Origin of the sequence: Chitinophaga dinghuensis (genome assembly GCF_003259435.1) — a bacterium.
In the GTDB taxonomy this organism is placed as follows: Bacteria; Bacteroidota; Bacteroidia; order Chitinophagales; family Chitinophagaceae; genus Chitinophaga; species Chitinophaga dinghuensis.
Genome location: NZ_QLMA01000017.1, coordinates 1 through 4876, shown reverse-complemented (window position 1 = coordinate 4876; position 4876 = coordinate 1). Strand labels below are relative to the sequence as shown.

2 protein-coding genes are annotated in these 4876 nt (G+C 46.4%); both read left to right on the top strand.

Annotation, left to right across the window (positions count from 1 at the left end):
- On the top strand, positions 1-561 hold a 561-nt coding region (locus CLV59_RS28700; RefSeq protein WP_146616354.1), incomplete at its 5' end, for a T9SS type A sorting domain-containing protein.
- A 59-nt stretch (positions 562-620) separates the two neighbouring features.
- Positions 621-4876 (top strand): SprB repeat-containing protein (locus CLV59_RS28695; RefSeq protein WP_146616353.1); only part of this gene is annotated, 4256 nt, incomplete at its 3' end.

Genomic DNA, 4876 nt, shown 5'->3' with positions numbered 1-4876 from the left:
TTGAGCGTACTGAAAGCTGATTTCCTCATGTCTTCCTACAACACCCTTGGCGATACGCTGATCCTGGTGGATATCTCCAAACCTAAGCCACTGGCTTTGGAATGGACTTTCCCTGAAGGCATCAAAGAGGCTGGGGCCAGCGCCGATGGTAGCGTAAGACAGTTGCTATTCAATAAAACAGGAACCTATAATATTCAACTGTTCACGCGACTAGGAGAATGTGCGGATGCAATCACAAAAACGGTGATCGTATTGCCAGAACAGGAAAGAGGAAATGTAGACAGCCTCTTAGGATACCGTGAAAAACTGATCAGAAATATCACCGTATTCCCTAACCCAACTACGGGTCAGTTTAAAGTAAATGTGGAGCTCTCCAAAGAAGCGCCTGTAACGATCCGACTGATTTACTTTAATGACGGTAACCTCATGGAGATGCGTACTTCGCCTAATGCGAAGAATCATGAAGTGCCATTCAGCATTGGCAATTTGCCACAAGGAACTTACCTGATAGGGGTACAAGCAGATAAAGAGTATGAGGTTCGAAAAATGATAAAATTGTAATAAGAAAACATCGTATAATTTAAAAGATATTCGGGAGTTTATACCCCGATTAACTGCCTATGAGATATACTTTTAAGACTTTATTGATGTTGTTGTTGACGATGGTGGTAAATGATGCGACTGCTCAAGTGAAAATTTACCGTACCAAAGTCCATTTTATGATGAATTGGATGAATGAGTCTGGCGGATGCTCTACACTGGCGTCACCATCCATTTTTTTAACGACAAAAAGCGGAGAGACGTTCAATTTTAGTGATAATTTTAATCAACTGGATTACACGCACGACGAGGACATATATTTTTCGAGTCCTCTCACTTCGATGGGTGCAAGTGCAGATGGGGAGTTTACCAGGTTTAGTTTTCCCCCAGATGTCATCTGGGGAGAGGTGCCCAGCGTGCAAACGAACTGTTGGCGATTCGGGATGTATGGAGGTTTTACAGAGATTCCTATTGCGATTATTAACCAGCAAGGAAAAAACTTGTATTGTGCTGATGCTGTGGCCGATTTTTCATTGCCTGATGAACCTACAAATGTTCGTTGGTATATTGGAACTGGAGGAAGCACATTTCCGACGGCCCTTACCACCAAAGATATTCACCTGACGGCAGATTATATTAGGAATGTCTTACACCTCGATCCGACAAGTCAGTTATCCATTCGGGCAGAAGCCGATTATAGCAACAAGTTTCGAAATATGAGTTTTCCGACGTTGCAGGGTATTTCCTTCACGAAACGCGTTCCTACACCATCAGTCAGTCCAATAGATCAATTATGTTATGGAGGTAAAGGGGCAATTGTATTTAATAACTTTGTTTACTCCGACGGTACTGTGTATGATGGATCAGTACCACTGGTGGTGAGCATTGTGGGGCCGGAATCATCCAACCCGGTAATAAACACACCGAGTGCTACTTTTTCGGTACCGCCTGGAAAATATAGCATAGCGGTAGAAAGCGATGATTCCAAGTGCGTGACAGATGTAAAGGTCTTGGAAATTGCTGCTATTCAGCAGGACTTATCCGCCACTACCACACTTTCTTGTGTAGGAGGTAATCCTGCACTTACAGTTACAGCTGTCGGTGGAACCAGTCCTTATACCTATTCCCTGAATGGTGGCGCCGCTACAGTGAATAATCTCTTTACGAACTTACAACCGGCCACCACTTATCTCATTACTTACTATGATAAGAATAATTGTAGTAAAACGTTCAATTTCACCACACCTGCCGCAGTTGCAATAGCCAACTACACACCCAAAGCTCCTTCCGGCACTACCGCAGACGGAGAGATCACACTTACAGGAACCGGCGGTACTGCGCCGTATGAATTCAGTCTGGATAAAACGAACTGGCAATCCAGTAATACATTTACCGGACTCGTTGCAGCCACCTATAATGTATGGGTGCGTGACAGCAAAGGTTGTATTAGTCCTGCCCCTGTGAGCATACCGCTGGAGCCGCTGGACTTCACCGCTACTCCTGCATCTGTGAAGTGCGCTGGATTCTCCGATGGTGGTATTACCATTAAGATCACTGGTGGTAGCAGTCCGTATAAAATCAAACTGGACAACGGCGTATATCGTGCCAATGATAATCTGTTCAAAGACTTGTCTGCAGGCACTTACGAAGTATACGTACAGGATAGTAGAGGTGTAGAGATGCATCACCCGGTAACAGTAGGTAGTCCTACACCGGTGAGCTTTACTTACACTACCAGCAATGCCATCTGTAAAGGCAGCACCGATGGAAATATTACCATTACGGCAACTGGCGGTAGCGGCGGATATAAATATTTAATCGTTGGTACTGGTTACCAACCATCGAATGTGATGCGTGTAGGCGCTGGAAATTATACCCTACGGGTAGACGACGTTAATGAATGTAGTTCATCTGCTCAAACAGCCGTAGTGGGCGAGCCTCCTCTAGCCGTTAGCGTTAGTCTGCAAACCCGCGATGTACTTTGCTATAATACCCATACTGGCCAGATTATTTCCCTGCAAGGCGCTAATGGCGACGGTAATTATAGCTATAGTACTGATAATACAAGCTGGACGAGCAATACGATCATCGATCAATTGCCGGCAGGCACTTATACCGTATATATAAAAGACGGTAAAGGCTGTTCCGGTTTTCAGAATAATGTAAAGATCAATACTCCGAGCCAACTGCAAATCAGCCAGACAGGGACTGTTGTGCCAGTGAGCTGTAACGGCCTCTCCGACGGCAGCTTCTCCGTAGTGGCCAGCGGTGGAACCGGTAATGTGCGGTTCTTCTTAAGTACAGCACCTACCATCGCCAATACCTCGGGCGTTTTCAATAACCTGCCTGCTGGTAGCTATACGGTCAAAGCCCAGGACGATAATGGTTGTGAAGTACAATTGCCTGCTGTGAATATTGCGCAGCCTAACGCCATGTCCTTAGCCATCAGTGCCAGTCCTGTTTTGTGCTATGGTCAATCTAATGGTAGCATCAGTGTTACCAATGTAGGAGGCGGCAATGGCGGATATACTTTCAGTAAAGATGATATCGCCTATTCCGGTAGCCAGACTTTCGGTAGTCTTACCGCTAACGACTATACTATTTATGCCAAGGATACCAAAGGCTGTAAAACGAGTACCACCACTACGGTCTCTCAACCAACGTTACTAGCTTTCACTACCACTTCCACTCCTGTGCTGTGTAATGGCGGCAGCAGCGGCAGTATTACCATTCAGGCAAACGGTGGTACAACACCTTATAACTATGCCCTGGATAATGGCAGTTTCCAATCTGTGGCCAACTTCCCAGTATCCGCAGGGGATCATAAAATCATTGTACAGGATAAAAATGGTTGTCAGCAATCCAGTACAGTTACTATTACTGAGCCTACAGTAGTCAGTCTAACGATCACGGACGAACGTAAAGTGACCTGCAACGGCGGCAATAATGGAGGGGTAACAGTAGCAGGAGCAGGAGGCGTAGGGCCTTACAGTTATGCAATTAACGGCGGCGGCTACACGACAAATAATGTTTTCAACGGATTAGCCGCAGGCGCTTATACCATTACAGTAAAAGATGCGAATCAGTGTACAGCCAGTATTCCTGCGACGGTAACAGCATTTAGTGCGCTCAACTACAGCATCATCAGCAAAACAGATATCTTATGTGCCGGCGATCAGACCGGAGCCTTGCAACTGCAAGGTACAGGCGGAGCCGGCGGTTACAGCTATCAGCTAGATGGGGGCAGTTTCCAGACCAATCCTTCCTGGATCAATCTGGGCAAGAAGAATTATCCGCTGGTGATCAAAGATGCCAATAATTGTACTACCAGCTTTACGATTCCGATCGTGGAACTGTATGCGCCATTAGCCATGGCATTGAGCAGTAACCCACCTGCCACCTGCGCAGATAAGGGTAGTATTACGGTGACCCTGGCACAGGGCGGAAAAACGCCTTATCAATACAGCCTGGATAATAACAACTACGCCAACACTAACGTGTTCTCCAATCTGAATAATGGAGATTACATCGTATATGTTCGCGATGCCGCTGGTTGTACGATCAACCAAGGAATCTCTCCATACGGGCCGGTATCTATTCATGGTAGCATTGCTGCCACAGATGCCACCTGCTTCGGTAAAGCCGATGGTAAGGTGGTGATCTCAGGCGTTACAGGTGGAACGGGAGTTTATGAATACTCACTGAATGGTGGGACCTGGCAGTCTTCCCCGACCTTCAATAACATAGCTGGCGGCCAAACCTACAATGTAGTGGTACGCGACGTACCTTATACCTGCCAGATCCAGTTGTCTACTGCTGTAAATCAGCCTACAGCCCTGCAACCGCAGCTGTTGAGTACCCAAAACATCAGTTGTAACGGACTGAGTAACGGTATGATTGATATGACGGTGAGTGGCGGTACGCCAGGATATACTTTTGCTATTGGCGGCAACAACCAGTCAACCGGTACGTTTACTCAACTGACCGCAGGTAATTACAATATCATCATCACAGATCAACAAGGTTGTACCAGCAATCTGCCTGTAGTGCTTACTGAGCCGCAGCCACTGGTAGCACAGGTAGCCACTGTTAAGGATATTGACTGTTATGGAAATGGCAACGGAAATATCAGTTTAACTGCTGGCGGCGGTACTATCCCATATGCATACACGCTGAATACAACTACTCAGAGCACGCCGCAGTTTAACCAACTACAGGCAGGTACCTATCAGCTGAAAGTCACCGATGCGCAAGGTTGTAACCAACAATTCACCGCTACTATTGCGGAGCCATCCCGTTTAACCATGACCGTTACACCCGACATGGTAAAATGCTT